The 19,962-nt window shown below is 68.9% G+C and carries 17 protein-coding genes; 9 read left to right on the top strand and 8 right to left on the bottom strand.

The window, feature by feature from the left end; all coding sequences use genetic code 11:
* Position 1: 1 nt before the first annotated feature.
* Entirely contained in the window at positions 2-850 is an 849-nt protein-coding gene (locus ACVKN3_RS14575) for a class I SAM-dependent methyltransferase (RefSeq protein WP_354516143.1), read from the bottom strand.
* A gap of 120 nt (positions 851-970) precedes the next feature.
* Here ACVKN3_RS14575 and ACVKN3_RS14570 point away from each other — a divergent pair, with 120 nt between their 5' ends.
* Complete coding sequence (locus ACVKN3_RS14570; protein WP_354516145.1) at positions 971-3,082, top strand: TonB-dependent receptor family protein; 2,112 nt, start codon at positions 971-973, stop codon at positions 3,080-3,082.
* Here the strand turns inward: ACVKN3_RS14570 and ACVKN3_RS14565 are convergent.
* Genes ACVKN3_RS14565 through ACVKN3_RS14545 form a run of 5 tightly spaced genes read right to left on the bottom strand, consistent with a single transcriptional unit; the run spans position 3,079 to position 7,161 of the window.
* Positions 3,079-4,254, bottom strand: coding sequence for an ABC transporter permease (locus ACVKN3_RS14565; protein WP_354516147.1), 1,176 nt, complete (start codon positions 4,252-4,254; stop codon positions 3,079-3,081). The genes ACVKN3_RS14570 and ACVKN3_RS14565 overlap by 4 nt on opposite strands.
* Positions 4,251-4,985, bottom strand: coding sequence for an ABC transporter ATP-binding protein (locus tag ACVKN3_RS14560; RefSeq protein WP_285402765.1), 735 nt, complete (start codon positions 4,983-4,985; stop codon positions 4,251-4,253). Before ACVKN3_RS14560 ends, ACVKN3_RS14565 begins: the two co-directional genes overlap by 4 nt.
* Positions 4,982-6,565 carry an alpha/beta hydrolase gene (locus tag ACVKN3_RS14555; RefSeq protein ID WP_354516149.1) on the bottom strand — a complete coding sequence of 528 codons (1,584 nt, stop codon included), beginning with the start codon at positions 6,563-6,565 and terminating at the stop codon, positions 4,982-4,984. The genes ACVKN3_RS14560 and ACVKN3_RS14555 overlap by 4 nt, the downstream gene beginning before the upstream one ends.
* A gap of 4 nt (positions 6,566-6,569) precedes the next feature.
* The gene (locus ACVKN3_RS14550; RefSeq protein WP_285402762.1) at positions 6,570-6,764 is read right to left on the bottom strand and encodes a helix-turn-helix transcriptional regulator; all 195 of its coding nucleotides are present in this window, start codon (positions 6,762-6,764) and stop codon (positions 6,570-6,572) included.
* Positions 6,757-7,161, bottom strand: a complete 405-nt coding sequence (locus tag ACVKN3_RS14545; protein ID WP_354516151.1) for a hypothetical protein — start codon at positions 7,159-7,161, stop codon at positions 6,757-6,759. Before ACVKN3_RS14545 ends, ACVKN3_RS14550 begins: the two co-directional genes overlap by 8 nt.
* Before the next feature lie 324 nt (positions 7,162-7,485).
* Here ACVKN3_RS14545 and ACVKN3_RS14540 point away from each other — a divergent pair, with 324 nt between their 5' ends.
* Genes ACVKN3_RS14540 through ACVKN3_RS14525 form a run of 4 tightly spaced genes read left to right on the top strand, consistent with a single transcriptional unit; the run spans position 7,486 to position 12,062 of the window.
* Entirely contained in the window at positions 7,486-7,992 is a 507-nt protein-coding gene (locus tag ACVKN3_RS14540; protein WP_285402759.1) for a Csu type fimbrial protein, read from the top strand.
* Positions 7,993-7,994: 2 nt separating this feature from the next.
* Positions 7,995-8,723 carry a fimbrial biogenesis chaperone gene (locus ACVKN3_RS14535; protein ID WP_354516153.1) on the top strand — a complete coding sequence of 243 codons (729 nt, stop codon included), beginning with the start codon at positions 7,995-7,997 and terminating at the stop codon, positions 8,721-8,723.
* Position 8,724: 1 nt separating this feature from the next.
* Entirely contained in the window at positions 8,725-11,049 is a 2,325-nt protein-coding gene (locus ACVKN3_RS14530; RefSeq protein ID WP_354516155.1) for a fimbria/pilus outer membrane usher protein, read from the top strand.
* Entirely contained in the window at positions 11,046-12,062 is a 1,017-nt protein-coding gene (locus tag ACVKN3_RS14525) for a Csu type fimbrial protein (protein ID WP_285402753.1), read from the top strand. Before ACVKN3_RS14530 ends, ACVKN3_RS14525 begins: the two co-directional genes overlap by 4 nt.
* Positions 12,063-12,080: 18 nt before the next feature.
* On the opposite strand, the gene ACVKN3_RS14520 is transcribed toward ACVKN3_RS14525, so the two are convergent.
* Positions 12,081-14,615, bottom strand: a complete 2,535-nt coding sequence (locus ACVKN3_RS14520) for an autotransporter outer membrane beta-barrel domain-containing protein (RefSeq protein WP_354516158.1) — start codon at positions 14,613-14,615, stop codon at positions 12,081-12,083.
* Between the two features lie 89 nt (positions 14,616-14,704).
* Positions 14,705-15,760 carry a ribosome small subunit-dependent GTPase A gene (gene rsgA, locus ACVKN3_RS14515; protein ID WP_354516160.1) on the bottom strand — a complete coding sequence of 352 codons (1,056 nt, stop codon included), beginning with the start codon at positions 15,758-15,760 and terminating at the stop codon, positions 14,705-14,707.
* A 117-nt stretch (positions 15,761-15,877) separates the two neighbouring features.
* On the opposite strand from rsgA, the gene ACVKN3_RS14510 reads away from it, so the two are divergent.
* The 4 genes from ACVKN3_RS14510 (at position 15,878) to grxD (ending at position 19,739) form a co-directional block, all read left to right on the top strand.
* Entirely contained in the window at positions 15,878-17,128 is a 1,251-nt protein-coding gene (locus ACVKN3_RS14510) for an aminotransferase class I/II-fold pyridoxal phosphate-dependent enzyme (RefSeq protein WP_354516162.1), read from the top strand.
* Positions 17,129-17,131: 3 nt separating this feature from the next.
* Positions 17,132-17,755, top strand: coding sequence for an SGNH/GDSL hydrolase family protein (locus ACVKN3_RS14505; RefSeq protein WP_354516163.1), 624 nt, complete (start codon positions 17,132-17,134; stop codon positions 17,753-17,755).
* Positions 17,756-17,873: 118 nt separating this feature from the next.
* On the top strand, positions 17,874-18,743 hold the full coding sequence (locus ACVKN3_RS14500; protein WP_354516165.1) for a UDP-2,3-diacylglucosamine diphosphatase: 870 nt from the start codon (positions 17,874-17,876) through the stop codon (positions 18,741-18,743).
* A gap of 72 nt (positions 18,744-18,815) precedes the next feature.
* Positions 18,816-19,739, top strand: a complete 924-nt coding sequence (gene grxD / locus ACVKN3_RS14495) for a Grx4 family monothiol glutaredoxin (protein ID WP_036139242.1) — start codon at positions 18,816-18,818, stop codon at positions 19,737-19,739.
* The last annotated feature ends 223 nt before the right edge of the window (positions 19,740-19,962 follow it).

The raw sequence follows: 19,962 nt of genomic DNA, 5'->3' as shown, positions 1-19,962 counted from the left end.
GTCACTTCGCGGCGGTGGGCTTCACGAAGCGCAGGGTCATCCGGTCGGACTCGCCGATGGCCTGCCACTTGGCCTTGTCCGTGTCGCCCATGTCGAAGGACGGCGGCAGGGTCCACACGCCCTTGGGATGGTTGTGGTCGTCCTTCGGGTTGGCGTTGATCTCACTCTGCGCATCCAGCTTGAACCCGGCGTCGGTGGCCAGCTTGATCACGTAGTCGGTCGGCAGGTAGCCGGAGTTGACCACGTCGTCGAGCTTCTTGCCGGCGTCGGCACGATGGTCTTCCACGCCCAGCACGCCGCCAGGCTTGAGCACCGCGAACATGGCCTTGAACATGGCCTCGGCACTGCCGTCGGCGGCCCAGTTGTGCACGTTGCGGAAGGTCAGTACGCGATCGGCCGAACCCGGCGCACCCAGCACCGGCGCCTTGTGGTTGAACTCCATGATCTTCGCGTTGCCGTACTGCGCCGGGGCGAAGGAGAACTTCTTCTGCAGGGCCGCCGTGCTCTTGGAGCCCGCTTCCACCGCGCCGATGTAGTGGCCGTTGTCGTGCAGGTAGGGCGCGAGGATCTCGGTGAACCAGCCACCGGACGGCCAGATCTCGATGACGGTCATGTCCGGGCGCACACCGAAGAAGCTCAGCGTCTGCTGGGGGTGGCGATACATGTCGCGCGCCTTGTTCTCCGGCGAACGCCAGCTACCGGCCACGGCCTTGTCCAGCTGGGCGGCGCTCGCTGCGTCGATGCCGGTAGACGATGCGGTGCGCGTCGGCTGCTGGGCGCCGGCAGCCAGGGCGGCGTGCGAAAGCGCGAGGCCGAGCAGGCCGGCGCAGGCAAAAGCGAGTTTCTTCATGGCGACACCGTTTTGGGGGGATGTGGCCCGGAAGGCTAGCACGCGGCATCACCAGCGCTACACCGGTTGCAGTGCAGCATGCCAGGCCTCACCGGGCGCCCGCCCCCGCAGGATTTTCGCATGTCGCCGTCCCCCCTCCGTCCGCTCGCCGCGGGCGTGCTCATCGCACTGGCGGGTACCGCCTCCGCCCAGGAAGCCACCCTCGCACCGGTGGTGGTGACGGCTACCCGCACCGCCCAGGCACCCTACGACATTCCCGCGGCCATCGACGTGGTGGCCACGCCGCCCGACGGCTCGCTGGACGTGAACCTGTCCGAACGGGTGCAGTCCATTCCCGGCATCGTGGCGCGCGATCGCCAGAATTACGCGCAGGATACGCAGGTGTCCATCCGTGGGTTCGGCGCGCGATCCACCTTCGGTATCCGCGGCATCCGCCTGTATACCGACGGCATTCCCGCCACGATGCCGGACGGCCAGGGCCAGGTGTCGCATTTCAACCTGGACTCCGCGGCGCGCGTGGAGGTTTTGCGCGGCCCGTTCTCGGCCCTCTACGGCAATGCGTCGGGCGGCGTGGTGCAGCTGTTCACCGCGGACGGCACCGAACCGCCGGAACTACGCTTCGGCGTTGCCGGCGGCAGCAATGGCAACCTGCGCACGTCCGTGAACGCGCGCGGCGTCGACGGCCCCGTGGATTACAACGTCGACCTCAGTCATTTCCGCACCAGCGGCTACCGCGACCACAGCGCGGCACGGCGGGAATCGGGCAATGCCAAGGTCGGCTGGAAGATCGACGACGACACGAAGCTCACCCTGGTGGTCAATACGGTGGACATACCGGATGCCCAGGATCCCCTCGGACTGACGAAGGCGCAGTTCAAGGCCGATCCGCGCCAGGTCGCCACCGTGGCCGACACCTACAACACCCGCAAGTCGGCCGACCAGCAACAGGCCGGACTGATCTGGGACCAGCGCCTGGATGCGGCGAACAGCCTGCGCGTCATGGGCTACTACGGGCAGCGCGGCGTGACCCAGTACCTGTCGATACCCAAGGCCACGCAGGTCGCGCAGCCGGGTAACTCGGGCGGTGTGGTGGACCTCGCCAACGAGTACGGTGGCGGCGACGCCCGCTGGACCTGGAGCGACACGCTGGCCGGCCGCCCCTTCGAGATCGCCACCGGCATCGCCTACGACAACCAGACACAGCATCGGCAGGGCTACAACAACTTCGTGGGCGGCACGCTGGGTGTGCGCGGCGACAAGCGACGCGACGAGATCGACCGCGTGTTCGACTTCGACCAGTACGCGCAGGCCACCTGGCGCGTGGCCGACGACTGGAGCCTGATGGGCGGCCTGCGCCACAGCGAAGTACGTTTCCGTTCCACCGATCGCTACGTTGCGGCGGGCAATCCGGACGACAGCGGCAGTACGACGTACAGCGCCACCACGCCGGTGTTCGGCGTGCTGTGGCGCGCGGCGCCGTGGGCGCATGTGTATGCGAACTGGGGTCGCGGCTTCGAGACGCCTACCTTTTCCGAACTGGGCTACCGCGCCGACGGCGGCGCTGGCCTGGCCTTCGACCTGCGGCCCTCGCGCTCGCACAACGGCGAGGTGGGCCTGAAGCTGCAGCCCTCGGACCACACGGAAGCCGGGCTGGCCCTGTTCCGCGCCGACAGCGATGACGAACTGGCCGTGGCGACCAACCTCGGCGGCCGCACCACCTACCAGAACATTGCGCGCTCGCGACGCCAGGGCATCGAGGCGTCGTTCAAGAGCGAGATCGCACCGGACCTGCACCTCGTGGCGGCGTACACGCACCTGCAGGCGAGCTTCCGCACGCCCTTCCTCACCTGCGCCAGCACCGGCTGTGCCGCACCCGACACGCCGGTGGCGGCCGGCACGCGCATTCCGGGCGTGCCACGATCCACCGCGTATGCTGCACTGACCTACGGTGCCGAGCTCGGCTGGCAGGCGGGGCTGGACATGAACGCGATGGGCGCGACCTCGGCGAACGACCTGGGCACGGCCTCGGCGGCGGGCTACGCCCTGTTCGGACTGTCGGCGGGTTATGTCGTGGACGATGGCCCCTGGCGGATCAACACCTTCGCCCGCGTGGACAACCTTGCCGACCGGCACGTGGTCGGCTCGGTGATCGTCAACGACGGCAACGGGCGCTACGACGAACCCGCGCCCGGTCGTACGTTCCTGGTCGGCGTGGACCTGCGCTGGCGCTAGGCCGAAATCGCCAGGCGCTCGGAACGGTAGAGCATGGCCGCGCCCAGCGTGGCCAGCAACGCGGCGGCAAACCCGCCGGCCAGGCAGGTGCCGATCTGCCAGGCGGGCACGCCATCGCCGCGCAGCAGCTGCACGATGCCCAGGTTCTGGCCCAGCAGCGGCACCGCATACATCCAGGGCTCCGCGCGCACCGGAACGACCGAGAGCAGCACGCTCGGCACGATGGGAATCATCATCAGGATGGACAGGTAGGTCTGCGCCTCGCGATAGCTCTTGGCCAGGGCCGACACCAGTGACTGCAACGCGGCCAGCAGCAGGATCAGCGGCAGCATCAGCAAAGCCACCTGGGCGCCGAAGCGCAGGCCCAGGTCGAGCGCGATACCGAGTTTTTCCGTCGGTATGAACCACGGCGCCGTCATGAACGCGGCGATGGTGAGGAACAGGCTGACCAGCGAGAACGTGCAGATCGCCGCCAGCTTGCCGGCGAGGATCTTCCAGCGCGCTACCGGATTGACGAACAGCGGCTCCAGCGACTGACGCTCGCGCTCACCGGCGGTGAGGTCGATGGCGAGGTACATGCCGCCGAGGAACACGGTGAGCGTGAAGAAGTACGGCAGGAACGAGAACATCAGCGCGGATCGCGACTGCGACGTGGCCTGGTCGCGATCGGCCACCTGCACAGGCCAGGCCGTGGTCGGCGACAGGCCGCGCGCGATGAGGCGCATCGCCCCCTCGCGGCGGCCGTAGCTTTCCACCACGCTGCGCACGCGCGCCACCGGCGTGGACGCATCGCGACGCGAGGAATCGTAGATCAGCTCCACCTGCACGCTCTGGCCCTTGTTCCACGCCTTGGCGTAGTCCGGCGCGATGCGCACCACGACATCGGCGCGCTGCTCGCGCACCGCGTTCTCCGGATCGGGCATGCCGGCGTCCGCGTCGATGCCGGCCCCTTTCAGCGCCGCCATCAGGTTGGGCGCCAGTTCCGCGCCGATGACCGGGACATCGATGTTGCGATCGACCTTGGCCAGCTCGCGATTGGTCATGACGTTCATCAGCATGATGAAGATGATCGGACCCAGCAGCGGCCCGGTGACCAGGGCGCTGACCAGCGTGCGCCGGTCACGCAGGTTCTCGCGCACTTCCTTCCAGTACACCGCGGAGAACGCGCTCATGCGGCCAATCCTTCGTCGGTACCGATGATCGTCACGAAGGCATCCTCGAGCGTGGCCTGGCCCGTCTGCGCCAGCAGCGCGGCGGGCGTTTCATCGGCGACCACACGACCCTGCGCGATCACCACGATGCGATCGCACAGCGCGGCCACCTCCTGCATGATGTGACTGGAAAACAGCACGCAGCGTCCTTCGTCACGCAACTGCCGCATGAAGCGGCGCATGGCGCGCGTCGCCATCACGTCCAGGCCGTTGGTCGGCTCGTCGAGCAGGACGTTGCGCGGATCGTGGATCAGCGCACGGGCGATGGCCGTCTTGACCCGTTGCCCCTGGGAAAAACCCTCCGTACGGCGATCGGCGATGTCGCGCATCTCCAGCGCGTCGATCAGGACCTCGCGACGTCGCGCCAGCAGGTCGGACGACATGCCGTGCAGCCGGCCGAAATAATCGATGTTCTCCGCGGCGGTCAGCCGTTTATACAGGCCGCGCGCATCGGGAAGCACGCCGAGGCGCCGGCGCACCGCAAGCGCATCCTGGTAGGCATCCATCCCGTCCACCAGCACCTGTCCGGCGTCGGGCCGCATCAGTGTGTAGAGCATGCGCAACGTGGTGGTCTTGCCCGCCCCGTTGGGGCCGAGCAGTCCGGTGATCTCGCCGTCGCGCGCGGTGAAGTTCACGCCGTTCACGGCGCGCACCGCGCCGAAGGCCTTGTGCAGGTCCCTTACCTCGATCATGGCGTGGCTCCGTTGAATCCGACGAACACCGGCAGCGGGCGCAGCCGCTCCAGGCACGTCACGTCCAGCGCCTTCGCGTCGGCCGTGTCGATGAAATGGTCGAGCACGCGTGGCATGCAGCCGCGCGAGATCACGTTGTGGCCCTGGCCCCGAAGCACCAGGTGGCGGCCGTTGGGCAGGCCCTTGAGCACGTCGTCGCCGTAACGCGGTGGCGTGACCGGGTCGAATTCGCCCGACATCAGCAAGGTGGGCACCGCGCTCTTCAGCGGCTGGTGGAAGTCGGCCGGCATCGTGCCGTGTGGCCAGACGGAACAGGCCGCGCGAAACGCTTCGATCATGGTGTCGCCCAGGATGGTGTCCTTGTCCTGCGGACGCGATTGCAGGAGGTCGCCGTCCTCGCTGCAGATCACCGAATACTGCATGCCGCCATCCATGGTGTCGCCCAGGTCGCCCGTGAGCAACTTGGCCTGGCCCAGGAGGGGGCCGACATCGCCACGCGCGGCGGCATCGATGGACAGGGGCAGCAAGGCGGCGGTTTCCGGCGAATAGGCGAACATGCGCACCACCGTGGCCAGGGCGTGCTCGCTGAGCACGCGCTTCACCGAAGCGTAGTTCTGCGGATCGCGGAAGCTGACCATGTGCGGGTTCGCGCGCAGCGCGTCGCGCAACTGGAACAGGGTCTGGTAGGGATCGCTGAAGCGCGCGCGGCACGCGTCGTCCGCCTCGCAACGGGCGAACTGCGCCTTCAGGGCCGCGTCGAGGTTGACCGCGAAGTCCTCGCCCAGCACCAGCGCATTGGGCGCGATGCCGTCCAGCACGAGGGTGCGCAATCCATCGGGGTGGCGCATGGCGTACTGCTGCGCCACGCGCGTGCCGTAGGACACGCCGATCAGGTCGAACGTCGGCGAACCCAGCGCACGGCGGACATCCTCCAGATCGGCCACGGCATCGGTAGTGGTGTAGAAGCGCACGTCCGCGTCCTGCGACAGCTGGTCGAGGCAATGCTGCGTCTCGCGCCGCACCGCGCCGGCATCGAAGCCGTGCACTTCCGCCGCGCCTGCCGGTGCACCCGGCTCGTCGTCGCGGCAGCTCAGCGGATGGGAAGCGCCGGTGCCTCGCTGGTCCAGCAGCAGCAGGTTACGGTGGGCCAGCAACGGGGCCATGGCCGGCGCGATGCCGGCGTAGCTTTCCGCGGCCGACTGACCGGGACCGCCAGCGATGAAGGCGAGCATGTCGTCCGCCGGCACCTGGGCGCTGCTGCGCACCACGGCCAGGCGCAGGGTGATCATGCGACCGTGCGGCTCGGCGCGGTTTTCCGGCACCGGGAAGGCGGCACACCACGCGGCAGTCGACAGGCCCGAGTGCGGCTGCGGCAACTCGCACGGCTTCAGTTCGACGGAGCCGAGTCGCCAGACGCGCGGCGGCGCGGGGTTGGTGGCCGCCGGCACCGCGGTGTGCGTCGCCGCCTGGGTGGAGGCATGGGCATCGGCCGCGTCGTGCCGGGACATCACCAGGTGCCGCCCCGCCATCGCCGTGGTGAGCAGCACGACGATGATGGCGATGCGTGGGGGACGTTTCATGCCGTCATTCCTCGGGGGCGAAAATGGATTCGATGGGCAACGCGAACAGGCGCGCGATCTTGAACGCCAGCGGCAGGCTGGGATCGTACTTGCCGGTCTCCACTGCGTTCACGGTCTGCCGCGAGACGTCCAGCTTCTCGCCCAGGTCGGCCTGCGACCAGCCCAGCGCGGTGCGCAGTTCACGGACGCGGTTATGCATCGCCGCGGTAGTGCCAGCGCACGGCGCATTTGGTGATGCCGAACAAACCCATCAGCACGGGCAGCACCCAGGTGGCGACGGCTTCGGCCGGCGGTGCGGCGACGACATGCGCATGCAGCAGCATGCCGAAGGTAAAGAATCCGAAGCCGCCGATGCCGCCGGCCATGGCGATAGCCTCCAGGTCGATGCGTCGTTCGAATTCGTCCTGGTCTCGGATCACCCGGACCATGGCCCGGATGACGAAGGCGATGGGCAGGGTCGGCAGCAGGGTGACGATCGCGCGGGCCGGCGTACCTTCCAGCGTCTTCAGCCAGCCGACCGACAGCAACAGGAGCACGACGTAGGCAAACATCGCCGGGAAGAACTCACGCAGGTAACGCTTGTGTACGGCACGCATGGCCATCGCCTGTCTCCCCGGGATACGCATGGGCAGGTCGTCGGGCGCTGTCGGTCGAAACATGACGCGGGACGACACCCCGAACCTGACGGTAGATAAAAGCGTGTCAAGCACGCTTGACACGCATCCTGGGCCGACAGGCTCAAGATGTCAAGCAAACTTTACATGTCCATGGAGATTTTCGGCATCGTCAAGTCGATCCGGCAGGTCACGGCCGCCTGCATACACAGCGGCGCGTCGCTTCCACGATCCTTGCAAACCACGAGGGCACTCGCCGGCAAGCGTCGACGAAACGACGCGTCGTCCCGCCCACAGGAGAGCACCATGTCCTTCCGCCTCATCGCTACCACCGCCACCCTGTTGGCGATGTCCGTCGCCGCCGTCCCGGCTCACGCCGCCACCGCGACCACGACGTTCAACGTACGCGTCACGATCACCGCCGCCTGCGACATCAGCACCACGGCGCCGACCGACGTCAACTTCGGTACGCAACCGTCCACCGCGACCAACACCGACAACCAGGGCGCGCTCAACGTGAACTGCACGCCCAGCGCGCCCTACACCATCGCGCTGGACAACGGCCAGAACGGCACCGACGCCAACACCCGCAAGATGAGCAGCGGCACGGCGCAGGTGCCCTACCAGCTGTACCGCGCGGCCACGCGCACGTCCGCCGATGTCTGGGGCAGCACCACGGGCACCGGCGGCAATACCTACGCCGGTACCGGCAGCGGCACGGTGCAGACCGTGCCCGTGTATGGCCGCGTGCCCAGCAGCAACTTCCCCGCCGGCAGCTACGCCGACGTCATCACCGCCACCATCACCTATTGACGGTGCGCCCTTGGCCGCTCCGCGTGGCGATAGCCGGCGCGCTGGCCGCGATGGCGTGCGTCGCCCACGCGAGTGGCCTGCAGGTGTCGCCGATCGGACTGCGGCTGGCCACGTCGACCGCCGCCGAAGCCCTGTGGCTCACCAATACCGGCACCGAATCGCTGCACGCGCAGGTGCGTGTGTTCCGCTGGACCCAGGCGGACGGCAAGGATGTACTGGCCCCCTCTCGCGACCTGGTCGTGAGCCCGCCGATGGTGACCATCGCCCCCGGCGACCGTCAGCTGGTGCGCGTCATCAGGCAGGTCGCTCCGGCAACGGACGGCATGGAAACCGCCTACCGCGTGATCGTGGACGAACTGCCCGTGGACGCCAGCGACAAGCCGGGACTGAAGTTCGTGTTGCGCTACTCCGTGCCGGTGTTCCTGGCACCCGCGGGCGACCCGACGATGAAAGCGGCGCTGCAGGCAACGTGGGAGAGCGACGCGGACGGTCCTCACCTGCGCATCCACAACGGCGGCAACGGCCATGCGCAGGTCGCCGACCTGGCGTGGCAAGGCAGGCAGGGCCATCGCACCCCGCTGCTGCCCGGCCTGGTGGGTTATGCGCTGCCTGGGGCGACGATGCGCTGGAAGCTCCCGCCGGATGCGCGGCACGCGGATGGCCTCCTGCGTGCGAGGATCAACGGTGAGCCGTCCGAGTCGACGCTGGCGGTGGATACGGACGGCCACTAGCATGCTGGCCCTGGTCGCCGTCAGCGCGCACGCGGACGTGGACGTGGATGGGCATGCCACCGCGACCGATGCCCTGCCGCCGCCCGTGGCGACGCGGGAGAGCGGCGCCGGCGAAGACCTCTACCTGGAAGTGGTGCTCAACGGCACGCGGACCGAGGCGCTGGTGCATTTCATCCGCCGTGGCGAGGCACTCTGCGCCCAGGCCGCCGACCTGCGTGGCCTGGGCTTCGTGCTCCCGCCCGGCAGCGATCCACGCTGCCTGCCGGACATGCCCGACGTACGCTACACCTACGATGTCGCCCAGCAGCGCGTGAACATCGACGTGCCCACCGGCCAGCTGAACCTGCCGACGCAAGTGCTCAACGTGCCCGAGCGCCGTGCGACGCGTGCCTCCAGCGGGACCGGCCTGTTGCTCAACTACGACGTGTACGCCGCGCACGGTGGCGGCGCGAGCAACGTCAGTGGCCTGGCCGAGCTGCGTGCGTTCACGGACGGCCTGGGCGTGCTGAGCACGACCTCGCTGAGTCGTCGCTACCAGACGTCCGGCGTCGGCTGGCAGGGCGATACCGTGCGTCTGGATACGCAATGGCGGTTGTCGTTCCCCGACCGGTCGCAGACGCTGACCATCGGCGACACCTTTACCGGCGCCCTGTCCTGGTCGCGTGCCACGCGTATCGGCGGCATCGCCTACGGCACGGACTTCGCCTTGCAGCCTTATCGTGTGACGACGCCGCTGCCGCAGTTCTTCGGCCAGGCCGCCGCGCCTTCCTCGGTGGAGCTCTACATCGACGGCATCCGCCAGTACAACGGCAAGGTGCCCGCCGGCCCGTTCCAGCTCACCGCCGTGCCCGGCGTGGACCAGGCCGGCCAGGCGCAGGTAGTGCTCACCGATGCGCTAGGCAGGAGCAGCACGGTGACCTTTCCGTTCTACGCCGCGCGTCAGTTGTTGCGTGCCGGCCTGTCGGACTGGTCGGTCGAACTGGGTACGGTGCGCGAGGCCTACGGCATCGATTCGTTCGCCTATGGGAGCGAGCCGGTCGCCAGCGCGACCTGGCGGCGCGGCGTCACCGACCGGCTGACGCTGGAGTCGCACACCGAGGTGGGCGACGGACGCGGCACGGCAGGCAGCGGCATCGTCTGGAACCCCACCGGGGCGCTGGTGTTGAACGGCTCCTATGCCCGATCGCGCGCTGGTGGCGCCCAATACGGTGCGGGCCTGTCGTGGAACGGCAGTCATGTGAATGCCTCGATGGACACGCTTCGCGGCAACGCACGTTACGACGACGTCGCCAGCGGCTACGGGTCGCCGCCACCGCGTGCCAGTGACCGTGCCCTGCTCGGCTTCAACATCCACGCATCCAGTTTCGGCGTGAACTATGTCCGCCTGCGCTACGACGGGCAGCCAGCCACGCGCTATGCCGGCATGTTCCTGCTACGCAACATCGGCCGCGGCATCTCGTTGAACGCCAGCTACAACCAGAACCTGGACATCGCCGCCGATCGCAGCTTCTTCATCGGCGCAACCATGGCGCTCGACCAGCGCACGACATGGAGTACCTCGGTGCAGCGCGATCGCGACCGCACCTTCGGCATCGTGGATGCCAGCCGGCCGATCGACGGCGACGGTGGTTTCGGCTGGCATGTGCAGGGCCGCAGCGGATCGACCGGCGGCGGCCTGGCGGAGCTGGGCTGGCTGGGCAACCGTGGCCAGCTGACCGTGGGCGCCAGCAATTTCGGCGCCGCATCCTATGCGTATGCCGACGCCAACGGCGCGCTCGTGTTGATGGGCGGGCACTTCTTCGCCGCACGCCGGATCGACGACGCCTTCGCCCTGGTGACGACGGAAGGCACACCGGATATTCCGGTGCTCCTGGAAAACCGGCGCACCGGCGTGACCGACAGCCGGGGACTGTTGCTCGTGTCGCGACTCATGGCCTACCAGGACAACCGGCTGGCTATCGATCCGATCGACCTCCCGGCCGACCAGCGCGTGCAACGCGTGGAAACCATCGTCGCGCCCTCCGATCGCGCCGGCGTCGTGGTGCGTTTTCCCGTGAAGCGGGTGCGCGCGGCGTCGGCGATCCTCGTCGACGAGGCAGGGCAGCCGCTGCCGGTGGGGGCAAGCGTGGCGACGGGCGATGCATCGTCGCCTGCCGTCGTCGGCTACGACGGCCTGGTGTACCTCGACAACCTGCAGGGCGGCGACACACTGCTCGACGTGACCCTGCCCGGCGGTGCGCGTTGCCGTGCGACGCTCACCTATCCGGCGCAGGCACACGACCTGCCGCAACTCGGTCCGCTGATCTGCAAGGCGGCCACGCCATGAAGTGGCTTGCCTTTATGCTGCTGGCCTTCGCTGCCCTGCTTGCGTCGCCGCGCGCCGACGCGACGACGACATGCAGCATTACCAGCATCAGCAACCTCGCGTTCGGCCCCGTGGACCCGACAGGCACGGTGGTGACCACCACGGCGACGCTCAACTACAGTTGCACCTATTCCGGCGTGCTCGGATCGCTGTACGGCAGCTACATATCCGCGTGTGTCAGCCTGGGAACGGACGACCTGGCGAATTTCGCGCCCCGCACCATCGTCAACGCCAACAACGATCGCATGCAATACCAGGTATTCAAGGACGCGAGCCTCACGTCGATCTGGGGGCGGGTAAACCATGCGACCTACACGCCGCAGACCTTCACGCGGCAGATCGGCATCCTGTCCAACGGCGCGACGCTCACCGGCAGCCTCACGATCTACGGACAGGTACCGGCGCTGCAAAGCACGTTGTCGCCCGGCAGCTACAGCGGCACCCTGCTCGGCTCGCTCACAGGCAACGCCCTGACCTGGAGCTACAACGAAGCCTTGCTGACCATCGGCACCTACCCCGCCTCGTGCAGCGCTGGCGGCACCGTCGCCGCGCAGACGGTGGCCGCGCCGTCCATGACCGCCACGGCGAACGTCGCCGCCCGCTGCACGTTCGGCACCGCCACCGACCTCAACTTCGGCAGTGTGCCCGGGCTGCTACGTACCAACACCGACCAGACCTCGCTGCTGCGCGCCACCTGCACCAACCGTGCTGCCTACCAGGTGGGCCTGGACAACGGCAGCAACGCATCGGGCACGACGCGACGCATGACCGATGGCACCCGCTTCGTCACCTATGAACTCTACCGGGACACCGCACGCACGCTACGCTGGGGCGCGGCCCTCAATACCGATACCGCCACGGGCACCGGCACCGGTGCCGAGCAGACGCTGACCGTGTATGGCCGCCTTCCCGTACAAGCGGCGGCGCGGGCAGGTGCCTATAGCGATATCGTCACCGTCACCATCACCTACTGACGGCGGGCCGGTACGCACTCAGAACGTCATGGCCAGTCCCACGCGCAGCGCCAGGCCGGACTCACCGGCACCGCCGACCGCGACGCGTCGATCGATATCCGCGGAGAGGGTGATGTCGCCGCGTAGTTCCGCCGACATGCCGGCGGCAAGGTCGACCTGGCGGCCGCCCCCGCCCGTGGCGAAGCGGATGCCGGAGAGAACGGCCCGTGTACCGGTGTCGCGCGTGGTCGCATAGCCCGCATACACGCGGGCGGACCAGGCCGACAGCCAGTAGCCGTGCGGTACGAAGGCCAGCGCGGCGCGCATGCCGGCACGAAGCGTCAGGCGTTCCGGCGCACCCAGGCGGACGACGATGCCGTCGCGGTCCTGCGCGGCGGTGAAGCGCTGGCGCTGCCACACCAACGACGCCCCCGGGTCCACGGCCAGATACGACGTGGGCGACCATCGCAACGTGCCGGCCAGCGATGCATCGTTGCCGTTCGCACGCAGCCGGGCGAGGGCCTCGCCCCGCGGGTGGCTACGTACCGCCACGCGATGGTGACTGGCCGCGTAGGCCGCATCCACGCGCCAGCCTGCGTCACCGCGCAGCGCATAGGTGAGGGCCAGACCGCGGCTCTCCGAACGCGCCGCGCCGACGCCGTCGACCGCGCGCGGCGCGATGCGTGCACGCCCGACACTGGCGACGATACCGGCACGCGTGTGCGATGCATCGGATTCGATGGCGACGAGGTCGCCCGCCACCTGCATGCCCGTGTCGCTGCGCAGGCTGTCGACGCCGAAGCGGTCGAAGGGCAACGTACTCCGGTAGCGCGTATGACCACCGAAGCCGCGTACGCGCAGCGCGGCATCGTGCGCGGCGGCGAGATCGTCCGGGTGCGCGGCGTCGAGGGATGCACGCGCATGGCCGAACAAGGCTCCCGCCAGCGCCAGGTAGGCAGGCACCTGCGGCGCAAGGGCGGCGCGCGAGGCTGGCAGGGGCGATGCATCGTCCACCACGTCGACCGGCAACGACCGCCCTAAGAAGCCGAGGGCGCGGCCATGCCGGTTGATCCGCGTGCTCTGCAGACGAAAATCCCAGTAATCGCTGCCGTCACCCGCGACTCGCCTTTGCGAGGCGTCGGCCTCGCCAGGGGCGTACGCGTGCAGGCCATAGCGCCACGGTCCGACGACGACGTAATCGCCGGCCAGCCGAAACGACGCCTCGCTGGCCGCACCGCCCACCTGCGCGACGCTGATGCCGCCACCCGCGCCGGGGGCGGTCGCGGCACCCCGGCCACCGGCGGCGACGATCGCGAGCCGCGTGGTGCCGAGGGCATCGCCCTCGACGAGAAGGCGATCGGTGCCCTGGCGTGCCATCGCACCGCCGGCATCCATGCGTGTACGCAAGCGCACCGTCGCCTCGCCGCCGGTGCTGTCGAGGCGGCCGACACGCAGGCTGGCGAAACCGGTGCCCGCTTCGGCGAAGGCCACGGTGGACGCCCCCGCCAGTGTCAGTTGCCCGACATCGGCCTCCCCGGTGACGAACCAGTCGCTGGCATCCAGGCGCAGGCGATCCACACCCGTGGCGCGACCCGTCCAGCGCGACCGCGTGAGCCCGGCATCCAGTTCACCCGCACCGCGGCGCATGTCACCGACCAGTTCGCTGTCCTCCATCCGCAGCAGCAGGGAGGCACGGCCGCTCTCGACATGGCCCACGGCGTGGGAGCCGTCGCTCAGGTGCACGCGCAGTGGGTCGACGCCTGCACCCCGGCTGCCGAAGGCACCGCCGGCGCCCTCGATTCGGGTGCCATGGAGCCGGACCTCGCCACCCGTACCCGTAATGGCCCACGCCTGCTCGCCCTGCGCCACAATGCGGCTGCGCATGGCGCTGAAGCGGGACTCCTCGCCGTCCACCACGACGGCACCGACGTTGGCCCGCCGCGTGAGCACGTCGCCATCGTCGATGCCGACGTGCGCGCCCTCACGCACCAGGACGGCCTGCGCACGACCCGGGACCGATGCCGCTCCGGCGTGATCGATCCGCACCTGTCCGTGCACGGCGGCGTCCTGGCCGTGCACCAGTACGGCGGTGCTGTCCGCCCCCGCGACATCGATGCGTGTGCCCCGCCATTCGATGTCGGCACCGCCGACGGCTGCAATGCCAAGGCTGCCCTTGCCGGTGGTGGCGATGCCGATATCGCGGAACACGGCACGCGAGGCGCCCTGGACCTGCACGGCCACCGCGCGATCGCCGAGCATGGTGATCGCGCCGCCCTGCATGTCCGACTCGCTGCCGTCGAAGACGAGCACCCCGTAGGCATAGCCGGCGGGATTACCGCTGGTGCGGTTGCTGACGGCGGCACCCGTGGCGTCGAACGAGGCCCGCGGGGCGACCGTGACGGCACGGCCGGTGGCCACCCCGCTGACCGAGACGGTGTCGTCCGGCCCGAGGGACACGGCCGAACCGCTCTCGACGAGAATGCCGAACGGAAAATCCGCTGCCGCTGCGGACGTGGACAACGTACCGGCCAGGGCGGCGGCCAGCGCGTGGCGCCGGCCGGGGGAGACGATCATGGGCACTTCCTTGCTCGCGATGAGAGGAAGTGAACTTATTCAGTGGATGGACGGCTGTATGTCGGTTGGGCGCGCGGCGCGAGTCAGCGTTAGTCGTCGCCGCGTCGCCACTCGCCGCGCTTGGGCTTACCCGCCGGTTTGGGTGCGGCCTTGCGCTTCAGCCGTGCCTCGAGCGTCGCCGCCTGTTCCTCGCGCTCGTCGTGCAGCTTGAGGAAATTGCGCCAGCGCTGCGGAGAAAGCTCACCGGACGCGAGCGCCGCCTGGATCGCGCAGCCGGGTTCGTTGCCGTGGCCGCAGTCGGCAAAACGGCACTGTGCGGCAAGCGTTTCGATATCGGCGAACAGGTCGAGGTTTTCCTCGCCGGTCAGCTTCAGTTCGCGCATGCCCGGCGTGTCGATCAGGCAGCCGCCACTGGGCAGGCTGAGCAAGGCGCGATGCGTGGTGGTATGGCGACCGCGACTGTCGTGCGAGCGCACCGCATTGGTGGCCATGCGCTGCTCGCCGAGCAACGTGTTGGTGAGGGTGGACTTGCCCGCGCCGGACGAGCCGACCAGCACGGCACTGGAGCCCGGCCCCAGGTAGGACGCCAGCAGGGGAACCGTGGCCGGGTCCTTGGCGTTGATCGCGTGCACGGAGGCGTCGTCCGGCAGGCGGGCGACGAGCGCCGACACCGCCGCGTCGACGTCCACGCCCGTGTCCGCCTTGCTGAGCAGCACCACCGGCCGGGCGCCGGAACCTTCCACCAGCGTGAGGTAGCGCTCGATGCGCGACGGGTTGAAGTCGCCGTCCAGGCCGGTCAGTACCAGCACGTAGTCGATGTTGGTGGCGATGATCTGCCGTTCGTAGCGCTCGCCGGCGGCGGCCCGCGTGAGCACGGCGCGGCGAGGCAGCACCTCCTCGATCACCGGGTGCGTGGCGCGGTCCAGGAAGACGAAGTCGCCGACGGCCGGTCGCAATGACGGATCCAGGCCGCGTTTCAGGAAATGCCCGGCCGGCTGCGCGTTGAACGCGGACGAGCCGTCGTGCATCTCGTAGCCGGCACGATGCTGCGCCACCACGCGGGCGAGGCGGCGCGGGTCGGCGGGTAGCGTGGCCTCGCGCCAGCCGATGCGGCGCAGGGAGGTCAGGTCCGGGGTGTCGGTCATGCCGCGATTATGCCCGCTTATGGCCCGAAGTCCGTCTCGCGGCGTCGTGCCGACGCTGTTAGGATCGGGTGACGACGGCGGGAAACGGCCCGCCGCACGCACCGGAAGTCGTCAGCAGTGTCCTCGATCAAGCCCAGCGCGCACCTGGCGGAAGTGCGCTACGAAATCCGCGGCGCCCTTACCCGGCGCGCTCGCGACATGGAAGCGGCCGGCCAGCCGATCATCAAGCTCAATATCGGCAATCCCGGTCGCTATGGCTTCGCCACGCCACCGCACCTCAGCGCAGCCATCCGCAACCACCTGGGCGACAGCGAGGCCTATGGGCACGAACAGGGCCTGGAGGAAGCACGCGAGGCCATCGTGGCGCAGCAGCGAGCCCGTGGAGCCACCGGCGTCGACATGGAGCGCGTCTTCATCGGCAACGGGGTCAGCGAACTGATCGATATTTCCCTGCGCGCCCTGCTACAGCCGGGCGACGAAGTACTCCTGCCCAGCCCGGATTACCCGCTGTGGAGCGCGGCCACCATCCTCAACGATGGCAGCCCGCGCTATTACCGCTGCCTGGCCGAGAACGCCCACCTGCCCGACCCGGAAGAAATCGAGGCGCTGATCGGCCCGCGCACCCGTGCCCTCGTCCTGATCAACCCGAACAACCCCACCGGCGCGGTCTATCCCAAGGCCCTGCTCGAGCGCATCGTCGAGGTGGCGCGCCGCCATGGCCTGCTGCTGCTGTGCGACGAGATCTACGACGAGATCCTGTACGACGGCACGCCGTTCCATCCGCTGGCGTCCGTCGCGGGCGATCACCCGTGCGTCAGCTTCGGCGGCCTGTCCAAGGTGCATCGTGCCTGCGGTTACCGCGTGGGCTGGATGAGCCTGTCGGGCGATCCGAAGCGCAGCAACGAGTACCGCGACGCCCTGCAACTGCTGGCGGCGTTGCGCCTGTGCGCCAATGTCACGGCGCAGTGGGCCGTGCGCCCCGCGCTGCTGGACAAACCCACCATCGGCGAACTCACAGCGCCGGGTGGCCGCCTGCACCAGGCGCGACAGGTGGTGCTCGACGGCGTGGCAGCCAGCCCGTTCCTCGACGTGGTGGCTCCTGGCGGCGCCATCTATGCCTTCCCGCACATCCGTGCCGATGCCATCGCGCACTTCGATGACACCGCGTTCGCTTTGCGGCTGCTCGAACAGGAAAGCGTGCTCGTCGTGCCGGGCACCAGTTTCAACCTGTCCGCCAGCCGGCACCTCCGCCTCACCCTGCTGCCCGAGCCGGCGCAGTTGCAGGAGGTGTTCGTGCGTATCGATCGGGTACTGCGGCGCATGGCCAACGAGAGCACGCCCGCTGCCACCGCCACCGCCGTCGCCTGAGCCATGGGCGCAGCGAGCTTCCTCGCCCTGGGCGATTCCTACACCATCGGCGAGGGCGTGCCGGAGGCGGGGCGCTGGCCCATGCAGCTGGCGACGCGCCTGCGCGAGTGCGGCGTTGCGGTCGGCATGCCGGAAACCATCGCCACCACCGGGTGGACGACCGACGAGTTGTTCGCCGCCATGGACGCCACCGCCCTGCGCGATGCCTACGACATGGTCACGCTGCTGATCGGCGTGAACGACCAGTATCGCGGTCGCGGCGTCGACGCCTATCGCGAGCCCTTCGTCCGTCTGCTCGAACGCGCCATTGCGCTGGCCGGCGGTCCCCGGCGGGTGGTAGTGGTGTCGATTCCCGACTGGGGTGTCACACGCTTTGCCGAGGGCCGCGACCGTGCGGCCATCGGGCAGGAGATCGACGCATTCAATGCCGTCGCATGCACCGCGACCGCGTACGCGCAGGCGCGGTGGGTGGACATCACGCCCGTATCCCGGCAGGCCGGCGAGCGGCCGGGCATGCTGGTCGACGACGGCCTGCATCCCGACGCCGCCCAGTACGCCCTGTGGGTCGAGCACATCCTGCCCATGGCCGAAGCCGCGCTGGGCAAGCGGGCCGCCACGACGGTCTGACCGGGTCCGGGCACGCCGTGCGCGATCCACGCGCAACAGGTTTGCAATACCATCGCCATGCCGCGGTTACGCCGCAGGCCGAGACTGGGCAACCGGGACCCTCCCGGAAACCGTTCTCATGGCCAGACTCATCTGCCGCGCCGCCTTCATCTCCGACGTGCATCTGGGCACGCCCGACTGCAAGGCCGGCTATCTGCTGGATTTCCTGAAAAGCCTCGACTGCCGGCAGCTCTACCTCGTCGGCGACATCGTCGACCTGGAAGCGCTGGCCCGTCGCCAGTGGTGGCACCCCGAGCACAGCGCGGTGATCGCCGAGCTGGTGGGCATGGCTGCGCGCGGTGTGGAGGTCATCTACCTGCCCGGCAACCATGACTACCAGATGCGCGGCCTGGCCGGATCCACCATCGCCGGTATCCGCGTCGAGCTGGATGCCGTGCACGAGGGGGCCGACGGTCGTCGCTACCGGGTCAGCCACGGTGACGAATACGATCCCGAACATATCGGTCGCGCGTGGATCACCTGGCTGGGCGACACGCTGCACCGCTTCATCTGCTGGGCCAATCGCCGGGTGCACGCGGTGCGCAAGCGGCTCGAACTGCCGTACTTGCCGCTGTCGATCATCCTGAAATCGCACGTCGGGGCCGCCCTGGCCTACATCCGCGATTACGAGCAGCGCGTCGCCAGCGATGCGCGCGAGCGCGGTTTCGACGGCCATATCTGCGGGCATATCCACTTCGGGCACATCCGCAGCGTGGAAGGCGTGCTCTACATGAACGACGGCGACTGGGTGGAGCACTGCACGACGCTGGTCGAGGACATGGGCGGCGCCATGGAGCTGATCCACTGGACCGAGCAGTGCACGCCCCTGGGGCGGGCCAGCCGGGAGACCGTGCTGCCCTCGGCAGAGGCGGTACTCGGCTTCGCGCCATTGGCCGATTGCCGCGCCAACCTGGGCGAACTCCATGCCGGAACCTCCCTGGCCGGTTGAAAGCGAGCGGCGCGGGGCCCATCTGCGAGGGATGCCGGTAAACTGGCTCCCTCTCCTACCCGCGGTGACCCCATGGCCCTCGAAACACCCACACGCGAGCGCATCGAATCCCTCCTGGCCCAGCACGAGGTCGTGCTGTTCATGAAGGGGACGCGCCAGCAGCCGATGTGCGGTTTTTCCGCCGCGGCCACGAACACGCTCAACGACATCATCCCGGCCTACCACACCGTCAACGTGCTGGAAGACCCGGAGATCCGCGAGGGCATCAAGGAATACGGCCAGTGGCCGACCATTCCGCAGCTGTACGTGAAGGGCGAGCTGGTCGGCGGGTCCGACATCATCCGCCAGATGTACACCAGCGGCGAGCTCTACACGCTGTTCGGCGCCAGCCCGCCGGATCGCACGCCGCCCGAGATCGCCATCACCGACAAGGCCGCCGAGGCCATCCGTGGCGGCATGGCGACGGCCCAGGGCATGGCCTTGCACCTGGAGATCGGCCCGGACCACAGCGCCGGCTTCCAGCTGGCGCCGGCCGGCGATTTCGACATCGTGGTGGTGGCCAACGGCATCGAGGTGCACTTCGATCCGGGCAGCGCCGCGCGCGCCAAGGGCATCACCATCGACTGGGTGAGCACCGTGCAGGGCGAAGGCCTCAGCCTGAAGTTCCCCGGCGCCGTCGACATCGCCTCGATCAGCGTGCACCAGTTGAAGGACAAGCTCGCCGCCGGTGGCCTGACACTGGTCGACGTGCGTCCGGCGCACGGCCGTGCCGCGGCGGCCCCGCTGCCGGGCGCGCGCATTCTCGAGGACGAGGGCTACGAGGCGCTTGCCGCGCTGCCGAAGGACACGCCGATCGCTTTCATCTGCCACCACGGCATCTCCAGCCAGGCCGCCGCGGAGCGCCTGGCCGCCCATGGCTTCACGAACCTGTTCAACGTGGAAGGCGGCATGGATGCCTGGGCTCGTGAGGTGGATCCGACGGTGCCGCGTTACTGAGTTTGGGCGTTTCGCGAAGGGAAAAGGCGCCCACCGGAGGGCGCCTTTTTTTTGCGTGCTTCACGCATGACGGGGCCTGTCCCGAGCCAAAGCCACATCCCCTCGCTCGCAGGGCGCGGCGGGGAGGTGCTGGGTGGTCACACTCTGCGCTCGAGCAGCGGCCGCAAGCGGCCGAACTCGCTCAGAGCGTAACCACCCAGCACCTCTGCGACGACAGAGGCAA

Source organism: Luteibacter sp. PvP120, from assembly GCF_054055715.1.
Note: the sequence above shows the minus strand (reverse complement) of the source record. Positions and strands in the feature narration are given on the sequence as shown.